Origin of the sequence: Streptomyces sp. NPDC087422 (genome assembly GCF_044744145.1) — a bacterium.
GTDB lineage: Bacteria > Actinomycetota > Actinomycetes > Streptomycetales > Streptomycetaceae > Actinacidiphila.
This window is the reverse complement of the sequence record NZ_JBIUXT010000003.1, coordinates 335,708-353,750: the sequence shown is the minus strand read 5'-3', so window position 1 is coordinate 353,750 and position 18,043 is coordinate 335,708. Positions and strand designations below refer to the sequence as shown.

The following is an 18,043-nucleotide window of genomic DNA, read 5'->3' as shown; positions in this document are numbered from 1 at the left end:
GTGTGGAGAGGAACAACGGTGTCGCACCCCGGTTTCGAGGAGTTCGTGGCGGCCCGCGGCCCCAGACTGCTGCGGGTCGCGTGGCTGTTGACCGGCGACCCGCACCTCGCAGAGGACCTGCTCCAGACGGTGCTGGCCAGGGTGTGGCCGAAGTGGCACCGGATCGCGGGCGACAGCCCGGAGGCGTACGTACGCAAGGCGCTGGTGCACACCCACGCCTCGTGGTGGCGGCGGCGCTGGCGCGGCGAGGTGCCGCACGGCGAGATGCCCGACCGCCCGCAGCCGGCGGACCCGTACGGGGACGTGGACCTGGAGCAGGCGCTGGCCGCGGCGATACGGGAACTGCCGGTACGCCAGCGCGCGGTGGTCGTGCTGCGCTACTTCGAGGACCTGAGCGTGGCCGACACCGCGGACGTCCTCGGCTGCACGGAGGGCACCGTCAAGAGCCAGGCGTCCAAGGCGCTGCGGGCGCTGCGCGGACGGCTGCCCGAAGCGGTCGACACGGGCGTCGGAGGTGAACACCATGCCGGATGAGCGTTTCGCGGAGGACGAGCTGCGCGACCTGCTGGAGCGCGCGGTGCCCCAACTGCCCGCCCCCGTACAGCGGTTGGAGCGGGTCAAGGAGCGTGCGCTGCGCCGTCGCAGGCGCCGCGCGGTCGGGATGTCCGCCGCCGTCGTGGTGGCGGTCGCGGCGGCCGGGACGGTGCTGCCCGGTCTCGGCGGCGCGGCGAGCGCCCCGGCGCCGCCCGCCGTCGTCACCTCGCTCGCGCCGCCCGCGTCCGGCAGCGGCGGCCCGACGGCGAGCGCTCCGACGGCGACCGGCCCGGTGGACAGCGGCCCGAGCCCGACCCCGAGCCCCGGACAGACCACCCGCGCGACCGAGTCGGCGTCCGCCGCGTCGGCGGCGGTCACGTACCACTTCCCCGAACTGGCCGGTCTCGACCTGCGGTTGCCGCCCGGCTGGACGACGGTCGTCGCGCCCAAGACGGGTGACGTCTTCGCCTCCTCGCAGGCGCTCGGCCTGCCCACCGACGGCTGCGTCAAGCCGCTGGACGGCTTCTGCACCCCGCTGGTCCGCACCCTGACCCGCGGCGGGGCGCTGATGATGCTGACGCTCCGGCACAGCAAGACGACGGTGGACAAGCTCAACGCCGACGGCCACCCGGTGACTTCGTCCGTCGTCGTCAGCGCCTGCCGGGCGGTCGGCGGCACCGCGCAGACCAAGGCCCTGCTCACCGACGCGTCCGGCTCCGACGTCCTGATCGAGGTCTCGGTGTGCCTGGCCGACGCCACCGACGCGCAGCAGTCCCAGATCAACGACGCGCTGAAGAACGCCGTCTTCTCGTGAAGGCTCCCGTGAAAGGCCCCCGCCACGTCATGCGCACCACCCGCCGCCCCCGCCGTCTCCTGGCCGCCGCCGTCCTGACCGCGCTGGCCGCCGCCCCGCTGGTGTCCGGCTGCGTGGCCGGTGGCACGGGCGTGCGGGCGTCGAAGGTCGGCGACGAGGGGCCGCTGAGCACGGTGGTGAGCGGTCCCGCGGGCCGGGCGGGCAGGTCCGCGCCCGAGCCGGTGCGCACGACACCCGCGCCGCCCGCCCAACTGCCGGGCCTCGGGCCGAAGACGCGCTCGCAGATCCCCGCCGACGCGCGGCAGGCCGTCCTGGTCACCGGCGCGGGCCCCGACTCGCCGGACGCGAAGGTCACCTTCTACACCCGCGAGAACACGGCCGGTTGGCGGCCGTCGGGTCCGGTGTGGGCCGCGCACAACGCGCTGCGCGGCTGGACCGACACGCACCGCACCGGCGATCTGCGCTCACCGATCGGCGTCTTCGGCCTCACCGACGCGGGCGGCCACCTCCCCGACCCCGGCACCGAACTCCCCTACGACCACGCGCCGATCGGCTTCAGCGTCTCCGGCACCGGCTTCAGGGGCGAGCCGCTGGCGGGCTCCTTCGACTACGTCATCGCCATCAACTACAACCACCTGCCCGGCACGTCACCGCGCGACTGGACGCGTCCGCTGGGCGCCTCGCGCGGCGGCGGCATCTGGCTGCACGTGGACCACGGCGGCCCGACCCAGGGCTGTGTCTCGCTGCCGCAGCAGGCCATGCGGACGCTGCTGCGCACCCTGGACCCGAAGCTGCACCCGGTGGTGGTGATGGGCGACGGGGCCGCGCTGGCGCGCTGAACGGCCGTACGCACGGCCCCGATCGCGTTCCTCAGGCGGCCGGCGCGTCCGGGTCGCCGCCGAACCGCTCGATGTACGACGCCAGGTCCTCGTCGGAGATCTTCGCGAAGAGCACCGGCGGCACCGTGAAGGGGGTGCCCGCGGGCACCGAGTCCAGCGCGCGGGCCTCGTCGGCGGTGACCCAGCGGGCGTCGTCGGCGGGCAGCGCGAAGGCGGCCCGCATGGCGGCGGCCGAGGCCGGGATGAACGGCTCGGACACCACCGCGTAGAGGTGGATGAGATTCATCGCGGTACGCAGCGTGAGCGCGGCGCCGTCCTGGTCGGTCTTGATCTCCATCCAGGGGGCCTTCTCCTCCAGGTAGGAGTTGCCCGCACTCCACAGCGCCCGCAACGACTGCGCGGCCTTGCGGAATTGCAGCGTCTCCATGTGGCCCTCGTATTCGGCGAGCAGCGCGGCGATCTGCTCGCCGAGCTTCGCCTCGGCGGCGCCGGCCGCCGAACCCGCGGGCACTTCGTCGCCGAATCGCTTGCGCGAGAAGGACAGGACGCGGTTGACGAAATTGCCGAGGGTGTCGGCGAGGTCCTTGTTGACGCCCGCCGCGAACAGCTCCCAGGTGAAGGAGGTGTCGTCGGACTCCGGCGCGTTCGCGATGAGGAAGTAGCGCCAGTAGTCGGCGGGCAGCAACTCGAGGGCGGCGTCGGTGAAGACACCGCGGCGCTGCGAGGTGGAGAACTTGCCGCCGTAGTAGTTCAGCCAGTTGAAAGCCTTGACGTAGTCGACCTTCTTCCACGGTTCACGGGTGCCCAGTTGGGTCGCCGGGAACATCACGGTGTGGAAGGGCACATTGTCCTTGGCCATGAACTCGGTGTAACGGACCGTGTCGTCGGCCTCGTACCACCACGACTTCCAGTCCCGTACTTCACCCTCGGACGCGGCGTCGGCCCACTCCTTGGTGGAACCGATGTACTCGATGGGCGCGTCGAACCAGACGTAGAACACCTTTCCGTCCGCGGCCAGCTCCGGCCAGGTGTCGGCCGGTACGGGAACGCCCCAATCCAGGTCACGGGTGATCGCCCGGTCCTGGAGTCCCTCGGTGAGCCATTTCCGCGCGATGGACGAGGCCAGGGTGGGCCAGTCGGCGCCGTTCGCGTCGATCCACGCCTCGACCTCGCCGGCGAGCTTGGACTGGAGGAGGAACAGGTGCTTGGTCTCGCGGACCTCCAGCGCGCTGCTGCCGCTGATCGCGGAGCGCGCGTCGATGAGGTCGGTCGGGTCGAGCACCCGCGTGCAGTTCTCGCACTGGTCGCCGCGGGCCTTGTCGTACCCGCAGTACGGGCACGTGCCGACGATGTAGCGGTCGGGCAGGAAGCGTTCGTCGGCGAGCGAGTACACCTGCCGGACGGCCCGCTCCTCGATGAAGCCGTTCTCGTTGAGCCTGCGCGCGAAGTGCTGGGTGATGTCGCGGTTCTCCGCCGAGGAGCTGCGGCCGAAGTGGTCGAAGGACAGCTCGAAGCCGTCGTAGATCGCCTTCTGCGCGAGGTGTGCCTGGCCGCAGAAGACGTCGACCGGCAGGCCCGCCTCCTTGGCGGCCAGCTCGGCGGGGGTGCCGTGCTCGTCGGTGGCGCAGATGTAGAGGACGTCGTGGCCGCGCTGCCGCAGATACCGCGAGTAGACGTCGGCCGGGAGCATGGACCCCACCATGTTGCCCAGATGCTTGATCCCGTTGATATAGGGGAGGGCTGAGGTGATGAGGTGACGCGCCATTGCGGGCTGCTCCCAATTCGTTGCGGGGAGTGAGTAATTCCTCTACGGACGGTCAATATCGTATCGGACGACCGGGGGGCATCCGCCGCCCCTTTTCCGGGTAGCCGGGCTGTGAAGGGCTGTGAACAGCCCCGGGGGGTCGAGCCCTGAAGATCACAGCGAGTGACTGCACGTGCACATGCACGTGCACATGCACGTGCCTGCCCAACGAGTTATGATCTGCCGTACCAGACATGGCACTTATGGGGAGTGGCTGATGCGCCGGACGCACAACGGAATGGCTGCAGAAGACCTACGTGGAGTGGTCTGGCAGAAGAGCCGTCACAGTAATGCCAATGGAACGTGCGTCGAGTTCGCCGCCCTGCCCGACGGCGAGGTCGCCGTACGGAATTCGCGCTTCCCCGAGGGTCCGGCGCTGATATACACACGTGCGGAGATCGAATCGATGATCATCGGCGTGAAAGCCGGTGAATTCGACCACCTGGTCCCGTAATGCGCCGGTTGCGCCGCGACCCGCGTGGAACCGGCGGAACTAACAGGGTCCGCCCGGTGTGAGAAAAAGCGCCCAGACGACCTTTCCCGTGCCGCTCAGCGGGTGCCATCCCCAGTTCTCGCTGAACGAGTCCACCAGATGAAGTCCGCGGCCGGTCTCGGCCACGAAATCAGGGTCCTTGGCGACGGGCGCCACCCCGCTGGGGTCACGCACCGCACACACCACGCGCGAGGTCCAGCGCACCAGGCTCAGCCGTACCGGGGCGCCGGGCGCGCCGATCGGCACCGCGTACCGCAGCGCGTTGGTCACCAGCTCGGACGCGACCAGTTCGACCGAGTCGCGGAGCGTGGACAGATCCCATCGTTGGAGCGTCGCGCGCGTGAAGTGACGTGCCTCACCCACTGACTCCAGGGCGGCGGGCAGCTCACAGGTGGCTCCGTTACCCGAGGCCACGCGCTCAGGCGCGAGCACTCCCTGCCATAACGGCTCCAGCACGGCGACTGCCTCTGCCTTCATACGTGCCCCCGGGGTATCTGCACGTCCACCATGCTCATGGATCAGCACCCTCCGATGCAAGAGCGTCTGCACGTGCATCTGCAAGGAATTGATGCACGTGTCGGTGGAGAGTGACCGAACGGGTACACCGCGCAGTCCGTTAGTGGCAGACTGCTGATGAACCAAGGGCGGAGCGTGACCTATGAGCGCAGGGCAGCCGGGAGGCGGGTCCATCGTGCGACGAATGCTGCTCGGAGCGCAGCTGCGGCGGCTGCGTGAGTCCAAGGGCATCACCCGCGAGCTGGCGGGCTACTCGATCCGGGCCTCCGAATCGAAGATCAGCCGCATGGAGCTGGGAAGAGTCAGTTTCAAGGAGCGTGACGTCGCCGATCTGCTGACCCTCTACGAGGTCACGGACGAAGCCGAGCGGGCGGCCATGCTGGGCCTGGTCCGCGAGGCCAACGCGGCGGGCTGGTGGCACGGATACGGCGAGGTCATGCCGACGTGGTTCCAGACGTACGTGGGCCTGGAGGAGTCGGCCGCGCTGATCCGCACCTTCGAAGTGCAGTTCGTGCACGGCCTGTTGCAGACCGAGGACTACATAAGATCGGTGATCCGGCTTGGTCACCCCGAGGCAGCCGTGCCCTGGGTGGAAAGACGAGTCGGTCTACGCCTGGAGCGGCAAAAGCTTCTCGTCTCCGAGCAGGCGCCCCACTTCGTCGCCGTCATGGACGAGGGCGCGCTGCGCCGTCCGTTCGGCGGCCGGCAGGTGATGATCGACCAGGTGCGGCACATCCTGGAAGCCGCCGAGCGGCCCAACGTCGACGTCCGCATCCTGCCGTTCGCCACGGGCGGGCACGCGGCGGGCGGCGGCGCCTTCACGCTGCTGAGCTTCCCGGAGTCCGATCTGCCGGACCTGGTCTACCTGGAGCAGCTCACCGGGGCGCTCTACATCGACAAGCCCGACGAAGTGGTCGAGTACCAGAAGGCGATGAACGCGCTGAGTGATGTCGCGCTGACGCCCACCGCTTCCCTGGACTGGCTGAACTCCTTCCAGTGCGAACTGTGAGTCGTGCGCCCGGGGCCGACTTCCGCCGATGACGGCGGGAGCCGGCCCTTCGCGTGTGCCCCGGCCCTTCGCGTGCGCGCCGCGCCACGGACAGCCGCGGATGCGGAGCTTCCGCTCCCGATTCCGTCACCCTCCCCGCATTGACGATTACCGAAATGCGCACCACGTACAGTGTCTCGCCGGGCAATTCCCCCGAGGCGGAGCCGGTGTGACGCGCGTCATACGAGCGGGATGGTTCAAGTGGTAAACGTTGGGGCTTCGTCGTGTGCGTGCGAGCCACCGGACTGAAGGTGTGGGAATGGGCGTTCGTGGGCGCAAGCGAGAACCCAAGCGCAGTCGCAAGCGCTGGATCATCGCGATATCCGTCGCCTTCGTGGTGCTGCTGGCCGGCGGCGCCGGCGCGATCTACCTGAAGCTCAACGCCAATATCTCGACGTTCGACTCGGCGGGGCTGAGCAAGAACCGGCCCAAGGCCGGGCCCGCGGACGCCAACGGCCACACCGCCGTCAACGTCCTGCTGATCGGCTCCGACACCCGCTCCGGCGCGAACGGCAAGCTGGGCGGCTCCGCCTCCGGCGACATCGGCCGCTCGGACACCACGATCCTGCTGCACGTCTACCCCGACCACAAACACGCGGTGGGCATCTCCGTACCGCGTGACTCGATGGTCGACATACCCCCGTGCCTGCTGCCCGACGGCAAGTGGTCGCCGGACCAGCCCAGGGCGCAGTTCAACTCGGCGTTCTCGATGGGCGACACGGCCAAGGGCAATCCGGCGTGTACGCAGAACACCATCGAGAAGCTGTCCGGGCTGCGCGTGGACCACACCATGGTGGTCGACTTCGAGGGCTTCGCGTCCATGACCTCCGCCGTGCACGGCGTCGAGGTCTGCGTGCCGAACAAGATCTACCAGGGGGACATGAACCCCAACCGCGGCAGCAAGGGCAAGGTCGTCCTCGACGCGGGCATGCAGAATCTCCAGGGCCAGCAGGCACTGGACTACGTCCGCGTACGGCACGGGGTCGGCGACAACTCCGACGTCGGCCGCATGCTTCGGCAGCAGGCGTTCCTGTCCGCCCTGATCGCCAAGATCAAGGGGCAGGGCATGAACCCGACGACGCTGCTGCCGCTGGCCGACGCCGCCACCAAGTCGCTCACCGTGGACCCGGGGCTCGGCAGCGCCACCAAGCTGATGTCCTTCGGGCTGTCGCTGAAGAACATCGACCTCAAGAACATCCAGTTCATCACCGCGCCGTGGAAGTACGACGGGCCGCGCATCGACCTCGTCCACCCCGACGTGGACGACCTCTTCGCGGAGCTGCGGGCCAACCGGACCCTGGAAGGCGTCGACGCCTCGGGCAAGCCGAAGTCGACGGCCTCCCCGACGCCCGCCGCCACGGTCGACGGCACCGGCGTCTCGGTCGGCGTCTTCAACGGCACCACCGTGGACGGGCTCGGCGGCAAGGCCGCCGACAAGCTCAAGGGCTCCGGCTACACCGTCACCGGGACCTCCACCGCCAAGTCCCAGGACCACGCCACCACCCGTATCGAGTACGGGCCCGCCGACAAGGCGCACGCCACCGAGCTCGCCAAGCTCTTTCCCGGCGCGGAGCTCGCTCCGCTCGCCATCTCGGGCATCAATCTCGTCGTCGGCCAGGATTTCGCCTCGGCGGCGAGCAAGCCGAAGCCGTTGCCGACCAATCTCACGCAGCAGGCTCGCGCCGCGGACACCGACCCCTGCAAAAAACTCTCCTACGGCTAGCCCCCCGCCGGGGCCCTCCCGGGCAGGGGCGCTCTTCCAGGGGCCCGGCCCCAGGGCGGTTCCTCTGCGCTGGTCGGCACGCCGATTTTTTAGGGGCGCGGCCCCGGGCGGTTCTTCTGCTGGGGCGGCAGCCACGCGTTTTTTGGGGGCGCGGTCCCTGGGCGGTTTCCTTGCGCTGGTCGGCACGCCGATTTTTTAGGGGCGCGGCCCTGGGCGGTTCTTCTGCCGGGGCGGCAGCCACGTGTTTTTTGGGGCGCGGCCCTGGTGCGGTTCTTTTGCCGGGGGGCCAGCCACGTGTTTTTAGGGGCGCGGGGAACTGCGCGCTCAGCCACGGCGGTGGTGCGCCGTGAGAACCGGCCCCAGTGGGGCAGATGCGGTTGTTTTCGGGCTGAAAGCCCGGTGGGGGCTGGTCGCGCAGTTCCCCGCGCCCCTAAAAAGATCGGCCCACCGTCCGGGCCACGTGCGGGCACGGGGGCCGGGCCCCGGGAAAGATCCGGCCCACTGCCCCGGGCGGGTGCGGGTGCGGGGGCCGGGCCCCGGAAAAGATCCGGCCCACTGCCCCGGGGAGGTGCGGGGACGGGGGCGGGCCCGGGAAAGATCGGCTCACCGTTCTGGGTGGGGGCGGGGCCCGGGGGCTAGTCGGCTACGGCGGCTTGGGCCGTGACACGGTTGATGCGGCCACGGACGAGATATTCACCGGGAACGGCGTTGCGGGCACCGAATTCGGCCCCCCGGGCGGAGCCCATGTAGCGGGAACCGATCTTGGTGGACCAGTGAAGCAGGGCGGCGGGGTCCTCGACGAGCTCGGCGGTGCACTCGAAGAGGACGTAGGAGTAGGGCGGCTCCTGATCGTCCACGCAGAGCGCGAAGCGGGCGTCGCGGCGCAGGGCCTTGCCCTTGAGGGAGTCGCTGCCGGTGTTGAAGACGACGCGGATGTCGGAGGGGTCGGTGTCGTCGAGCAGGAACCAGACGGGCGTGACGTGGGGACCGCCGTCCTTGCGCTGGACGGCGAGCTTCCCCGTGCGGGTACCGGTGGAGGCGAAGGCGCGCCATTCGGCCTCGGTCATGTGCTGCATGGGGTCAGGTTAGGGCCCGGCGGGTCCGGGGGTCAGGCCGCCCCGCCGTGGGCGCGGGCGGCGGCGCCGCGTACCTCCAGGCCGTCGAGGAGGTCGGCGGTGGCCGCGGCGACGGCGGCCACGGCGGCGTCGAAGACCTCCCGGTTGTGCGCGGCGGGCGCGCGGAAACCGGAGATCTTGCGGACGTACTGGAGCGCCGCCGCTTCGATGTCGTCCTCGTCCGGATCGGGCGTCATCGGCGGTCGCAGGGTCTTGATGCTTCTGCACATGCCTCCAGTGTCGCGCGGGGGTACGACATCGCGCCACGAACTCGGTCGCGGCGGCCCCTTGGCGTGCGGCCGTCGCAGTGCTTCAATGCTCTCCATTGGTTAGGAACCTTTCCTAACTGCACAGCAGGCCCCCGCAGTTGGCCGTTCCTCCGACGGCCGGAAACGGAGACGCACGTGCACCGATCCCCCCACTCGCACCGCTCGAACCGGCGCCCCAGCCGCCGGATAGCCATGATCGCCGCCGTCGGCGTACTGGCGGGCGGCGGCGCCTCGCTGGCCCTGGCCACGGCGGGCAACGCGGCCACCGCGCCCGGCGCGCACGCCGCCGCCGTCGCGCCCAAGGCGGCGGCAGCCGGTCTCGCCGACCCGCACAAGAAGGAAATCGCGATGGAGCTGGTCTCCAGCGCGGAGAACTCCTCGCTGGACTGGAAGGCCCAGTACAAGTACATCGAGGACATCGGCGACGGCCGCGGCTACACCGCGGGCATCATCGGCTTCTGTTCCGGCACCGGCGACATGCTGGACCTGGTCAAGCACTACAACGACCTCAAGCCCGGCAACGTCCTGGCCAAGTACCTCCCCGCGCTGGAGAGCGTCAACGGCTCCGACTCGCACTCCGGCCTCGGCTCGGCCTTCGTGAGCGCGTGGAAGACCGCCGCCAAGGACACCGTCTTCCAGACCGCGCAGAACGACGAGCGCGACCGCGTCTACTTCAACCCGTCGGTCAACCAGGCCAAGACGGACGGCCTCGGCACCCTCGGCCAGTTCATCTACTACGACGCCATCGTGATGCACGGCCCCGGCGACGACTCCGTCAGCTTCGGCGGCATCCGCAAGACCGCCATGAAGAAGGCCAAGACCCCGGCCCAGGGCGGCAACGAGACCACGTACCTCAACGCCTTCCTCGACGCCCGCAAGGCCGCGATGAAGACCGAGGACGCCCACGACGACACCAGCCGCGTCGACACCGAGCAGCGCGTCTTCCTCAACGCGGGCAACCTCAACCTGGACCCGCCGCTGAAGTGGAAGACGTACGGGGACTCGTACCAGATCCTGACGCTTCCGTAGCGCCCGACGCTTCCCGCCCCCGGCCCGCCGACCCTTGTGTCGGCGGGCCGGGTACGCTCCCGGGGTCGGATGCAGAGATCGGATGTATCGAAGGAGCCGCCGCCCATGCTGCGCTACGGACTGACCCACCCCGCGATCCTCGCCGCGCTCGCCGCCGCGGGCCACGGCTCCCGCGTCCTGATCAGCGACGGCCACTATCCGCACACCCGGCCGCCGAGCGCGTCTACCTCAACCTCAGCCCCGACCGGCTGCTGGTCACCGAGGTGCTGGACGCCCTGGTCGACGCGGTCCCGATCGAGGCGGCGGCCGTCATGACCCCGCCGCCTGACCGTGACGACGCTTCCGAGACGTCCGACACTTCCGAGACGTCCGACACTTCCGACCTTTCCGCGCCGGAGATCTTCGCGGAGTTCCGTACCGCCCTTCCCGGCCTCACCCTCGACGGCCTCGACCGCTTCGCCTTCTACGACGCGGCCCGCGGCCCCGACACCACCCTCGTGGTGGCCACCGGCGACCGGCGTACGTACGCCAATCTGCTGCTCACGATCGGAGTGCGGTCGGAGGACCGCTGAGCGGCGGACGGCCTTCGCCCCCTGCCGTCCCGGCCGGGTGGCGGCTTACGCTGGGGCCCACACGCTGTGCACGCTCGACACGGGGGTTCCTTCCGTATGAACTGGCTCTGGTGGGTGATCGCCCTCTTCGCGGTCGGCGGTTTCACCTCGATCGCCGACACCGTCCGCACCGCGCTGCGCACCCGGCACGAGCGCACGATGGAGCGCCTTGAGGCGGACCGCAAGGAGCGCCGCGAGCTGGAGGCGGCGGGGCGCGGCCCCGAGCCGGTCTGCGGCTGCACCCACCACCTGGCCAAGCACGACAAGTCCGGCCGCTGCCACGAGACCGTCGAGGTCCCCACGGCCTGGGACGCGGACAAGAAGCCCACGCACTACGAGCCGGGCACGTGCAACTGCCAGCAGTACGTGGGCCCGCAGCCGCTCACCACGCTCTACGCCCAGGAGATCACCGACCTCTGACGACGCGTCAGCGCGGCTCTCGCGTGACGGTCGGCAGCGCGCGGGCCAGGGCGCGGGCGGTGCGCGCGGCGCGGGACTCCGCGCGGGCGACGGCGTCCGGCGCCGGGCCGAGCAGACCCTCCGCGAGGAAGAGGACCAGGCCGTGCGCGGCCGAGGAGACGTCGAGTATCAACTCCACCGCGCGGTCGCCCGAGGTGAGGCGGCGGGCCGTCGGGAGCACGGCGGTCAGCACCTGGTCGCCCGCCGAAGCCAGGCTCGGATAGCGGGACTTGTCGAGTCCCGCGCTGAACGTGATGTCGAACAGGGCCCGTTCCTCCACCGCGAACCGGACGTAGGCGGCGGCGAAGTCCGCCAACTGCTCGACCGGGTCCGCGGATTGACGGACGGCGGCCGAGAACCGGCGGTGCTGCTCGCGGTACCCGCGCTCGGCCAGTGCCGCCAGCAGCGCGTCCCGGTCGGCGAAGTGCTTGTACGGCGCCGCCGCGCTGACCCCCGCCCGCCGACTGGCCTCCGCGAGCGTGAAGCCGTGCGGCCCGCGCTCGGCGACGAGGCCGAGGGCGGCCCGCTCCAGGGCGTTGCGGAGGTCGCCGTGGTGCTGTCCACTGCGGCGGGCCGGTGCGGTGCGCTCGACGGAAGGCGTCATATCCGCAGGTTAACACCCGTCACCACAAGGTGAATCACCGTAACCTCAGGCGTTCGCGACCGGCGAGGGGCGCACCATGAACACGTCGACCGCGTCCTCCGTCTCCAGGACGAAGCCCCACCGTTCGTAGAGCCGCCGGGCGGCGCTGCCCTGGAGGACGTTCAGCCGTACGTCCTCGCCGCGCGCGTCGGCGCGGCCCAGCAGCTCCCGCAGCACGGCCGAGCCCAACCCCCGCCCCTGGTGACGGGGTTCCAGATAGAAGTGTTCGAGCAGAGCGCCGCCGGTCCCGGCGGGCCGCAGCGTCACGCACCCGGCGAAGTCCCCCTCGACGGTGACGACCGAGGTGTACCGCGTCGAGAACGAGTCCCGCAGCCGCTGCCGTACCCGGTGCCCGTCGTACCGCCCGAGCCGTTCCAGATCCGCCCGCATCACGACGGCCCGCAGCTCGGCTATCGGCTCCACGTCCCCCGCGACGGCCGCGCGCAGCGCCCACCGCAGGTCAGCGCTCTGTACTGCCCCATTCGTCCGCATCCCCCAAGTATCCGCGAGTGCCCGCGCCGCCCCGCCCCGGCCCCCCTCGCGCCACCGCCCCGGCGGCAGACCGCGGAGCCACCGCCCCGGCAGCAGGGCTCGGGGGAGTCGTCCGCGCCGTCTTCCGCGAGGCGTACGGACGCGGGTCAGGTGCCGGGGGTCCCGGCGGGGCTGAGCGCCTGGGTGCCGACGACGCCGAGCAGGGTGAGGCGTTCGGCGTCCTCGGTGCCGGGCTCGGCGGTGTAGACCATGATCCGCAGATCGCTTCCGGCGACGCTGAGGATGTCGCAGTCCAGGGTCAGCGGGCCGACCACCGGGTGGTCGATCGTCTTGCGGGAGGCGTCGTGCCGGGTGACCTCGCCGGACTCCCACAGCTCGGCGAAGCGCGGGCTGCGGGCGCGCAGCTCGGCGACCAGGCGGCGCAGGCGCTGGTCGGCGGGGTAGCGGTTGGCGGTGGCGCGCAACTGGGCGACCTGGGAGATCTCCAGCAGCCGCAGCGACTCGGGGGTGTGGCGGACCCGGGAGCCGGAGCCGAGGAAATTGCGCCAGATCGCGTTGCGGTCGTTGCCCTGCTGCTGCCCCATCAGGGCCACGTACAGGGGGTTGGCCAGCAGCAGCGTCCACGCGGCGTCGCTGACGGCGACCGGCGTCCCGGTCAGCCGGTCGAGCATGCGCTGCACGCTCGGCGTGATGTACGCGGGGACGGTGCCCTGCCCCGGCGGGACGAGTCCGGCGACGTGGAAGAGGTGCTCGCGCTCGGCGGTGGTCAGCCGCAGCGCGCGGCCGAGCGCTTCGACGACCTGCTCGGAGGGGTTGGCCGCGCGGCCCTGTTCGAGCCGGGTGACGTAGTCGACGGAGATCCCGGCGAGCAGGGCCAGCTCCTCGCGGCGCAGCCCGGCCGCCCGCCGGTGGCCCCCGGCGGGCAGCCCGGCCGCCTCGGGGGAGACCCGGTCGCGCCAGCGCCGTACCGTGTGCCCGAACTCCGTGGTCGCCATGGTTCCACTGTGCACCGTGCGGCCCGCGCCGTCCTGGTACCGGCAGTCCCAGGAAGACCGGGCCACTGGCTGCCCCGGCGGGCCTGCCGCACCGTGGACGTATGACAACGACACTGATCACCGGAGCGAACAAGGGCCTCGGCTTCGAGACCGCCCGCCGCCTGCTGGCCGCGGGCCACACCGTCTACGTGGGCAGCCGGGACGCCGACCGCGGGCGGGAGGCCGTCGAGCGGCTGGGCGCGGGCGCGCGGGCGGTCCGGCTCGACGTCACCGACGACGCGTCCGTCGGGGCCGCGGCCGAGGCCATCGCGGCGGACGGCGGCCTCGACGTCCTGGTCAACAACGCGGGCATCGAGAGCAGGACCGCCGACAACGGCGTCGTCGGCGCCGCCGACCTGACCGCCGACGTCATGCGGGAGACGTTCGAGACGAACGTCTTCGGCCTGGTGCGCGTCACCCACGCGTTCCTGCCGCTGCTGCGCCGCTCGGCCGCGCCGGTCGTGGTCAACCTCAGCAGCGGGCTGGCCTCGCTGTCCCGGCTCAGCGCCCCCGGCACCCCCGCCTACGCGTATCCGGGCGTCGCGTACCCGGCGTCGAAGACCACCGTGAACATGATCACCGTGCAGTACGCGAAGGCGTTCCCCGAGATGCGGATCAACGCCGTCGAGCCCGGTTTCACCAAGACCGATCTGAACGGGAACACCGGGGTCCAGACGGTCGAGCAGGGCGCCGAGATCATCGTCCGGATGGCGCAGGTGCCGGCCGACGGCCCGACCGGCGGGTACTTCGACGCCGAGGGGCCGCTGCCCTGGTAGCCGCGGCCCCTGACGGGGCGGCCCCGACGGCCCCTGTACGCCGGGGCCGCGGGTGCCGCCCGCCCCTTGGCTCTCAGCCGAACATGCCCGGCTCGTAGTCCCCCGCGGGCTGCTGAATGATCACGTTCAGCCGGTTGAAGGCGTTGATCAGGGCGATGCCGGTGACGAGGGCGGCCAGCTCCTCCTCGTTGTAGTGCTTGGCGGCGTTCGCCCACACCTCGTCCGCGACGCCCCCGGCCGCGTCGGCGATACGGGTGCCCTGCTCGGCCAGCTCCAGGGCCGCGCGCTCGGCGTCGGTGAAGACCTTGGCCTCGCGCCAGGCGGCCACCAGATTGAGCCGCTGCTGCGTCTCCCCGGCCGCCGCCGCGTCCTTGGTGTGCATGTCGGTGCAGAATCCGCAGCCGTTGATCTGGCTGGCGCGCAGCCGTACCAGTTCCTGGGTCGCGAGCGGCACCGTCGAGTCCGCCAGCACTTTGCCGGCCGCGGTGAGGTGCCGCAGCGACTTCGCGGCGAGCGGGCTCTCGAAAAGGTTCAGACGGGCTTCCATGGCGTTACTACTCCTCGGGCTCGTGCGTTTCCGCGCCGCCGCCGCCCTTCCACGACGTCCCCGGCGCACGCACCTCTCTGACGCCCCGCCCCACCCCGATGTGACCGCCCCGCGAAGTGACCCCCGTCTCCCCTTCGGGGGCGGGAGGGCGGGACGGCGGGGTCTAGCCGCGCGGGCCGCGTTGGAGGGGTGTCACGACCGTGTCGTGGAAGCGGTCGACGGCTTCGTCCACACTGCGGATGAAGCCGGTCTCGGCCGTACCGCGGGTGCTGCCCATGCCCTTGAAGAGGGAGAGGCGGAAGCCGGTGATCGTGGCGCCGTCCCGGGGGAGCAGGTCGGCGGGCTCGGGGCGCAGCCGCTCCAGCGTTCCCCGGGGGCCGGAGCCGCGCCCGTCGACCAGCGTCTCCACGTGCAAGTCGGCGGGAGCGTCGGGAAGTTGGCGTACCAGTCGCTTCGCCCAGGTCAGCGGTGAGCCGGCGGCGGGCGCGGGAACGTCCAGGGACGTACGCAACTTGCTGGTCCGCAGATCGGCGGTGAGACCGAGGACGCCGGGGCTGTCCTCGATCCGCAACTCGGCCTGGAGGCGCCCTTCGCGACACAGCCGGTCGGCGAGCGCGGCGCGGCGCTCCCCGGGGTCGGTGCCGCGCTTGACCCGCTGCACCGGCAGCACCTTCTGGCCCAGTTCACCGCCCAGCCGCAGACAGACCTGACGGATCAGCCGCTCCCAGTTGGCGACCACGTCGACGGCGCGCGGATCACCCTCGCACAGCGTCTCCTCATCGATGCCCCGGCGCACCGGCACCCAGGCCGGGCCCATGTTCTGGAAGCCGTGGCAGCCGGAGTTCTCGTGCTGGAGGTAGTACAGCAACTCCTGCAACAGCCAGGCGTGCGCCGCGTTCCCGACGCCCTCGTGCCGGATCAGCATCTGCGCCTGGTGGGTGACCTCCGCCCAGGACAGGTGCCACAGGGCCACCTTGTGCTTGCGGCGGCCGTCGATCTTGACGTCCACGAGCGGACTGCCGTCCAGGGCGACGTCGTTGGAGAGCGTGATCACCGCTTCGTACGCGCGGCGGCCCGCGATGTCCACGTAGTCCTGGACCTGCGCGGTCCGCAGCGGATTTCCGTTGGTCTTCGTCTCGACCAGCGCGGTCCACAGCTTGCCCGCGCGCTCCACCCGGATCAGCCCGTCGGGCCGCTTGGGGCTCTCGCCGCCGTGCGGCAGCGAGACCTCGGTGTACGTCTCCATCCGCCCGGCGGGCGCACCGAACGCCGCCGTCAACCGCCGTCCGAACTCGGGCACTTGGGCCATCACCGAGAGCAGTACGGACGTGGCCCTGGTCTCCCGCTCGCGGTCGCTCTTGAGCGTGCCCGCGGGGAAGAGCCGTGCCATGCGCCAGGAGTCGTTCTCCGCGAGGGACTTGCGGGTGACGGCGGGCAGCGTGACCTTCTTGCGGGCGGTGCGGGGGCGCTTGGGCGGCGGTGCCTGCTCGACCGACGAGGCGGCCGTCGGGACGGCGGCCTGCGGCGCGACCTGCCGGGGGATCGACGCCGAGGTGCCCACCGGGTCCTGGGCGGCCACCGGGTCCTGGGCGTGTGCCGGGTCCGGAACGGCCACCCGCACCGACGCGTCCGTGGGAGCCTGGGGCTCCGGCGCCGCTTCCAGCGCGCCGCCCGGCTCCTCGTCGGCCGCCGTCTCGTCCGCGTCGTCCACGTCGATGCCGAAGTCCGTTGCCAGGCCCGCGAGGCCCGAGTCGTATCCCTGACCGACGGCCCGGAACTTCCAGCCGCCGTCCCGCCGGTACAGCTCCCCGAAGATCACGGCCCCGATCGGGCCCGCGTCCTCGATCGTGAACCGCAGCAGCCCCTCGCCGTTCCCGTCGGCGAGCGTCAGCCGAAGGTCGTCCAGGTCCCCGAACCGCGCGCCCCCGTACCGGCTCGCCGCCAGCACGATCCGCTGCACATCCCCGGCGGCGGCCGTCAGATCCAGGCTGATCCGGTCCTCGCTGCCGTTCTCCGTCGGGGTCTTGCCGAGCAACTGCACGCTTCCGTCCGCCGCCGCGGGGTTGTTGTAGAAGTAGAAGTCGTCGTCGCTGCGGACCTTGCCGTCGCCGTCCAGCAGCAACACGGACACATCGGCGTCCCCGTCCCCGCTCGCGCTGCTCCACCCCAGGCTGACGATCACCGCCCCGGCGTGCTCGCTCAATGCCGAAAGCCCGACATTGCCGCCCTTGACCATTTCGCGCATACGGCCCCCCACAGGCTGTGACCCAGCGCACAACCGCCGTGCGCTGCCTGCACCTTAGCGCCGCAATGTGCCCGCGCGATCCCATTCGCCCGGCCCTTTGCGCATGTGCCCGGATAAGGGGGCACCTGTGCCCCGGACGGCTGGGCCGGGAGGGCGGTTATGTCGCTGAGGGGGAGGCGGGCGGGCGGGTGGGGAGGAGGGGTTTGCAGGTGGTGTAGGCCTTGGCCGTCTTCGGGTCGGAGGTGTTGAGGTCGCCGAAGCCGAAGCCGCCGCGGCGGGTGGTGGGGGAGGGGGTGGGGAGGGTGACGCCGTGGTCCTTGAGGCAGCTCGTGAACGCCTGGAAGGCGGAGCTGTCGCCGCCGGGGCCGCCGCCGCGCTGGCCGTTGAACTGGGGACGCAGCGAGGCGCATGCCTCCATGGCCTTCTGGGTGGCCGGGTCGGCGGACTCGCCGCCGAAACCGCCGAAACCGCCGAAGCCGCCTGAGCCCCCGCCGAATCCGCCGCTCGGGCGGCCGGAGGGGCGGCCGGAGGGGCGGCCGGAGGGGCGGCCGGACGCGCGGTCGGAGGGGCGGCCGGAGAAGGACGGCAGCTTCACGCCGTGCTGGGAGAGGCAGTCGCGGTAGGCCGCCATGTCCTGCGCGCCGCCGGAGGCGCCCTTGGCGGAGGACGACGGCGAGGACGAGGACGACGCCTTCGCGTCGGCGGACGCCGAGCCAGAGGAGCCCGACGACGAGCAGGCGGTGAGCAGCAGCGCGCCCGAGGCGAGGACGGCGACGCACGCGCCCGCCCGCAGCGCGGAGCGGCGCGCGGACTGCCGGGTGGTGGTCAGGGTCATGACCGTGGTCTCCTCGGATGCGGGGGCGGGGGGCGCCGCTCACCCACGCGCACGCGCGGGACACGAGCACCCATGAGTGGCGGCGCATGAGTGAACCGCCGCGAGTTAGGCACAGCCAGGGCGCGAGCTGTGAGTTCCCGGGGAGCCGGGGCGCGCGAATCGGCCGTCGCGACCCGTACGGGCCCGCCGTACGGTCCGGTTGAGACGTAAAGCGACC

Annotated in this window: 19 protein-coding genes and 1 pseudogene; 10 read left to right on the top strand and 10 right to left on the bottom strand. The window is 71.4% G+C overall.

What is annotated here, in order from left to right:
* Genes ACIO6U_RS11165 through ACIO6U_RS11155 form a run of 3 tightly spaced genes read left to right on the top strand, consistent with a single transcriptional unit; the run spans nucleotide 1 to nucleotide 2,187 of the window.
* On the top strand, nucleotides 1–534 hold the full coding sequence (locus ACIO6U_RS11165) for a SigE family RNA polymerase sigma factor (protein WP_401717696.1): 534 nt from the start codon (nucleotides 1–3) through the stop codon (nucleotides 532–534).
* Complete coding sequence (locus ACIO6U_RS11160; protein WP_401305580.1) at nucleotides 524–1,348, top strand: hypothetical protein; 825 nt, start codon at nucleotides 524–526, stop codon at nucleotides 1,346–1,348. The genes ACIO6U_RS11165 and ACIO6U_RS11160 overlap by 11 nt, the downstream gene beginning before the upstream one ends.
* A gap of 29 nt (nucleotides 1,349–1,377) precedes the next feature.
* Complete coding sequence (locus ACIO6U_RS11155) at nucleotides 1,378–2,187, top strand: hypothetical protein (protein ID WP_391041861.1); 810 nt, start codon at nucleotides 1,378–1,380, stop codon at nucleotides 2,185–2,187.
* Nucleotides 2,188–2,218: 31 nt separating this feature from the next.
* Here the strand turns inward: ACIO6U_RS11155 and metG are convergent, their stop codons facing one another.
* A complete protein-coding gene (metG, locus tag ACIO6U_RS11150; protein WP_355339630.1) occupies nucleotides 2,219–3,952 on the bottom strand; it encodes a methionine--tRNA ligase in 1,734 nt (577 codons plus the stop codon).
* A gap of 256 nt (nucleotides 3,953–4,208) precedes the next feature.
* On the opposite strand from metG, the gene ACIO6U_RS11145 reads away from it, so the two are divergent.
* Nucleotides 4,209–4,445 carry a DUF397 domain-containing protein gene (locus ACIO6U_RS11145; protein WP_355339633.1) on the top strand — a complete coding sequence of 79 codons (237 nt, stop codon included), beginning with the start codon at nucleotides 4,209–4,211 and terminating at the stop codon, nucleotides 4,443–4,445.
* A 39-nt stretch (nucleotides 4,446–4,484) separates the two neighbouring features.
* On the opposite strand, the gene ACIO6U_RS11140 is transcribed toward ACIO6U_RS11145, so the two are convergent.
* Nucleotides 4,485–4,961 (bottom strand): ATP-binding protein, encoded by a 477-nt coding sequence (locus tag ACIO6U_RS11140; protein ID WP_355339636.1) that lies wholly within the window; start codon nucleotides 4,959–4,961, stop codon nucleotides 4,485–4,487.
* 181 nt (nucleotides 4,962–5,142) lie between these two features.
* Here ACIO6U_RS11140 and ACIO6U_RS11135 point away from each other — a divergent pair, with 181 nt between their 5' ends.
* Both ACIO6U_RS11135 and ACIO6U_RS11130 read left to right on the top strand, forming a co-directional pair.
* Complete coding sequence (locus ACIO6U_RS11135) at nucleotides 5,143–6,009, top strand: helix-turn-helix domain-containing protein (protein WP_401717691.1); 867 nt, start codon at nucleotides 5,143–5,145, stop codon at nucleotides 6,007–6,009.
* A 298-nt stretch (nucleotides 6,010–6,307) separates the two neighbouring features.
* Nucleotides 6,308–7,771 carry an LCP family protein gene (locus ACIO6U_RS11130; RefSeq protein ID WP_391041857.1) on the top strand — a complete coding sequence of 488 codons (1,464 nt, stop codon included), beginning with the start codon at nucleotides 6,308–6,310 and terminating at the stop codon, nucleotides 7,769–7,771.
* A 635-nt stretch (nucleotides 7,772–8,406) separates the two neighbouring features.
* Here the strand turns inward: ACIO6U_RS11130 and ACIO6U_RS11125 are convergent.
* Both ACIO6U_RS11125 and ACIO6U_RS11120 read right to left on the bottom strand, forming a co-directional pair.
* On the bottom strand, nucleotides 8,407–8,847 hold the full coding sequence (locus tag ACIO6U_RS11125; RefSeq protein WP_355339645.1) for a PPOX class F420-dependent oxidoreductase: 441 nt from the start codon (nucleotides 8,845–8,847) through the stop codon (nucleotides 8,407–8,409).
* Nucleotides 8,848–8,879: 32 nt separating this feature from the next.
* Complete coding sequence (locus ACIO6U_RS11120; protein WP_355339648.1) at nucleotides 8,880–9,116, bottom strand: DUF2277 domain-containing protein; 237 nt, start codon at nucleotides 9,114–9,116, stop codon at nucleotides 8,880–8,882.
* Between the two features lie 231 nt (nucleotides 9,117–9,347).
* Between ACIO6U_RS11120 and ACIO6U_RS11115 the strand changes: the two genes are divergently transcribed.
* From ACIO6U_RS11115 to ACIO6U_RS11105, 3 genes and pseudogenes are all read left to right on the top strand, one after another.
* The gene (locus tag ACIO6U_RS11115; protein WP_355340133.1) at nucleotides 9,348–10,184 is read left to right on the top strand and encodes a chitosanase; all 837 of its coding nucleotides are present in this window, start codon (nucleotides 9,348–9,350) and stop codon (nucleotides 10,182–10,184) included.
* Between the two features lie 69 nt (nucleotides 10,185–10,253).
* Nucleotides 10,254–10,756, top strand: a pseudogene (locus ACIO6U_RS11110) (RbsD/FucU domain-containing protein).
* A gap of 96 nt (nucleotides 10,757–10,852) precedes the next feature.
* A complete protein-coding gene (locus ACIO6U_RS11105; protein WP_355339653.1) occupies nucleotides 10,853–11,215 on the top strand; it encodes a hypothetical protein in 363 nt (120 codons plus the stop codon).
* Nucleotides 11,216–11,222: 7 nt separating this feature from the next.
* Here the strand turns inward: ACIO6U_RS11105 and ACIO6U_RS11100 are convergent, their stop codons facing one another.
* The 3 genes from ACIO6U_RS11100 to ACIO6U_RS11090 form a co-directional block, all read right to left on the bottom strand.
* On the bottom strand, nucleotides 11,223–11,858 hold the full coding sequence (locus ACIO6U_RS11100; protein WP_401717687.1) for a TetR/AcrR family transcriptional regulator: 636 nt from the start codon (nucleotides 11,856–11,858) through the stop codon (nucleotides 11,223–11,225).
* Between the two features lie 45 nt (nucleotides 11,859–11,903).
* Nucleotides 11,904–12,389 carry a GNAT family N-acetyltransferase gene (locus ACIO6U_RS11095; RefSeq protein ID WP_401717684.1) on the bottom strand — a complete coding sequence of 162 codons (486 nt, stop codon included), beginning with the start codon at nucleotides 12,387–12,389 and terminating at the stop codon, nucleotides 11,904–11,906.
* Nucleotides 12,390–12,535: 146 nt separating this feature from the next.
* A complete protein-coding gene (locus ACIO6U_RS11090; protein WP_391158623.1) occupies nucleotides 12,536–13,384 on the bottom strand; it encodes a helix-turn-helix domain-containing protein in 849 nt (282 codons plus the stop codon).
* A gap of 101 nt (nucleotides 13,385–13,485) precedes the next feature.
* Here ACIO6U_RS11090 and ACIO6U_RS11085 point away from each other — a divergent pair, with 101 nt between their 5' ends.
* The gene (locus ACIO6U_RS11085; protein ID WP_355339665.1) at nucleotides 13,486–14,199 is read left to right on the top strand and encodes an SDR family NAD(P)-dependent oxidoreductase; all 714 of its coding nucleotides are present in this window, start codon (nucleotides 13,486–13,488) and stop codon (nucleotides 14,197–14,199) included.
* A gap of 73 nt (nucleotides 14,200–14,272) precedes the next feature.
* Here the strand turns inward: ACIO6U_RS11085 and ACIO6U_RS11080 are convergent, their stop codons facing one another.
* From ACIO6U_RS11080 to ACIO6U_RS11070, 3 genes are all read right to left on the bottom strand, one after another.
* Nucleotides 14,273–14,746 (bottom strand): carboxymuconolactone decarboxylase family protein, encoded by a 474-nt coding sequence (locus tag ACIO6U_RS11080; RefSeq protein WP_355339668.1) that lies wholly within the window; start codon nucleotides 14,744–14,746, stop codon nucleotides 14,273–14,275.
* Between the two features lie 163 nt (nucleotides 14,747–14,909).
* Complete coding sequence (locus ACIO6U_RS11075; RefSeq protein WP_401718497.1) at nucleotides 14,910–16,982, bottom strand: TerD family protein; 2,073 nt, start codon at nucleotides 16,980–16,982, stop codon at nucleotides 14,910–14,912.
* Between the two features lie 166 nt (nucleotides 16,983–17,148).
* Complete coding sequence (locus ACIO6U_RS11070; protein WP_401717680.1) at nucleotides 17,149–17,826, bottom strand: hypothetical protein; 678 nt, start codon at nucleotides 17,824–17,826, stop codon at nucleotides 17,149–17,151.
* Nucleotides 17,827–18,043: the final 217 nt, after the last annotated feature.

Bases quoted from the DNA above. Each gene is read 5' to 3' on its own strand.
- metG (WP_355339630.1), bottom strand. From the start codon at position 3,952: ATGGCGCGTCACCTCATCACCTCAGCCCTCCCCTATATCAACGGGATC.
- ACIO6U_RS11075 (WP_401718497.1), bottom strand. From the start codon at position 16,982: ATGGTCAAGGGCGGCAATGTCGGGCTTTCGGCATTGAGCGAGCACGCC.
- ACIO6U_RS11085 (WP_355339665.1), top strand. From the start codon at position 13,486: ATGACAACGACACTGATCACCGGAGCGAACAAGGGCCTCGGCTTCGAG.
- ACIO6U_RS11070 (WP_401717680.1), bottom strand. From the start codon at position 17,826: ATGACCCTGACCACCACCCGGCAGTCCGCGCGCCGCTCCGCGCTGCGG.
- ACIO6U_RS11095 (WP_401717684.1), bottom strand. From the start codon at position 12,389: ATGCGGACGAATGGGGCAGTACAGAGCGCTGACCTGCGGTGGGCGCTG.
- ACIO6U_RS11100 (WP_401717687.1), bottom strand. From the start codon at position 11,858: ATGACGCCTTCCGTCGAGCGCACCGCACCGGCCCGCCGCAGTGGACAG.
- ACIO6U_RS11130 (WP_391041857.1), top strand. From the start codon at position 6,308: ATGGGCGTTCGTGGGCGCAAGCGAGAACCCAAGCGCAGTCGCAAGCGC.
- ACIO6U_RS11155 (WP_391041861.1), top strand. From the start codon at position 1,378: ATGCGCACCACCCGCCGCCCCCGCCGTCTCCTGGCCGCCGCCGTCCTG.
- ACIO6U_RS11105 (WP_355339653.1), top strand. From the start codon at position 10,853: ATGAACTGGCTCTGGTGGGTGATCGCCCTCTTCGCGGTCGGCGGTTTC.
- ACIO6U_RS11090 (WP_391158623.1), bottom strand. From the start codon at position 13,384: ATGGCGACCACGGAGTTCGGGCACACGGTACGGCGCTGGCGCGACCGG.
- ACIO6U_RS11115 (WP_355340133.1), top strand. From the start codon at position 9,348: ATGATCGCCGCCGTCGGCGTACTGGCGGGCGGCGGCGCCTCGCTGGCC.
- ACIO6U_RS11160 (WP_401305580.1), top strand. From the start codon at position 524: ATGCCGGATGAGCGTTTCGCGGAGGACGAGCTGCGCGACCTGCTGGAG.
- ACIO6U_RS11140 (WP_355339636.1), bottom strand. From the start codon at position 4,961: ATGAAGGCAGAGGCAGTCGCCGTGCTGGAGCCGTTATGGCAGGGAGTG.
- ACIO6U_RS11135 (WP_401717691.1), top strand. From the start codon at position 5,143: ATGAGCGCAGGGCAGCCGGGAGGCGGGTCCATCGTGCGACGAATGCTG.
- ACIO6U_RS11080 (WP_355339668.1), bottom strand. From the start codon at position 14,746: ATGGAAGCCCGTCTGAACCTTTTCGAGAGCCCGCTCGCCGCGAAGTCG.
- ACIO6U_RS11145 (WP_355339633.1), top strand. From the start codon at position 4,209: ATGCGCCGGACGCACAACGGAATGGCTGCAGAAGACCTACGTGGAGTG.
- ACIO6U_RS11125 (WP_355339645.1), bottom strand. From the start codon at position 8,847: ATGCAGCACATGACCGAGGCCGAATGGCGCGCCTTCGCCTCCACCGGT.
- ACIO6U_RS11120 (WP_355339648.1), bottom strand. From the start codon at position 9,116: ATGTGCAGAAGCATCAAGACCCTGCGACCGCCGATGACGCCCGATCCG.